The sequence below is a fragment of the Streptomyces litchfieldiae genome, from assembly GCF_031845365.1.
In the GTDB taxonomy this organism is placed as follows: domain Bacteria; phylum Actinomycetota; class Actinomycetes; order Streptomycetales; family Streptomycetaceae; genus Streptomyces; species Streptomyces litchfieldiae.
In genome coordinates this window covers 1-986 of record NZ_JAVREL010000065.1, presented here as the reverse complement: position 1 = coordinate 986, position 986 = coordinate 1, and the positions used below count along the sequence as shown (strand labels likewise).

1 protein-coding gene is annotated in these 986 nt (G+C 70.6%); it reads left to right on the top strand.

Features of this window, described 5'->3' with window-relative positions; genetic code table 11:
• Window positions 1–986 (top strand): acyltransferase domain-containing protein (locus RM590_RS35395; RefSeq protein ID WP_311708925.1); only part of this gene is annotated, 986 nt, incomplete at both ends.

Below are 986 nucleotides of genomic sequence, written 5' to 3'. Positions count from 1 at the left end.
TCGCCGAACGTCGTCGAGACCACCGCCGGCACCCACCTCGGCAAGACCGTCTTCGTCTTCCCCGGCCAGGGCTCACAGTGGGCCCGCATGGGCGTCGACCTCTACGAGTCCTCCCCCGTCTTCGCCGAACATCTCACCGCCTGCGCCCGCGCGTTGGAGCCCTTCACCGGCTGGAACCTCATCGACGTCCTCACCGAGGCCGACGGCGCCCCCGGCTTCGACCGCGTCGACGTCGTCCAGCCCGCACTCTTCGCCATGATGGTCTCCCTCGCAAGGCTGTGGCAGTCCCTCGGCATCCGCCCCGACGCCGTCATCGGCCACTCCCAGGGCGAGATCGCCGCCGCCCACATCGCCGGCGCCCTCACCCTCGAAGACGCCGCGCGGGTGGTCACCCTCCGCGCGCAGTCCCTGTCCGTCATCACCGGACGCGGCGGCATGATGTCCCTCCCCCTCTCCCGCCAGGCCACCGCCGACCTCATCACCCGCTGGGACGGACAGCTCGCCATCGCCGCCGCCAACGGCCCCGCCAGCACCGTCGTCTCCGGCGACACCGAGGCCCTGGACGAACTCTTCGCCCACTGCCAGGACAACAACATCCGCGCGCGGAAGATCCCCGTCGACTACGCCTCGCACGGCCCGCACGTCGAAGCCATCCACGACCAGTTGCTGGACGTGCTGGCGCCCGTCAGCCCGGTCAAGCCCGAGATCGCGTTCTACTCCACGGTCGCCGGCCACGGCGACGGCCCGCTGGACGCCGAGTACTGGTACCAGAACCTCCGCAACACCGTGGAGTTCGAAGCCACCACCCGCCAACTCCTGGACGACGGCCACACCCTCTTCATCGAAGCCAGCGCCCACCCCGTCCTCACCCTCGGCATCTCCGAAACCATCGAGGACCACGCCCCCACCACAGACACCCGCGTCACCGGCACCCTCCGCCGCGACGAAGGCACCTGGCACCGCGTCCTCACCTCCCTCGCCACCGC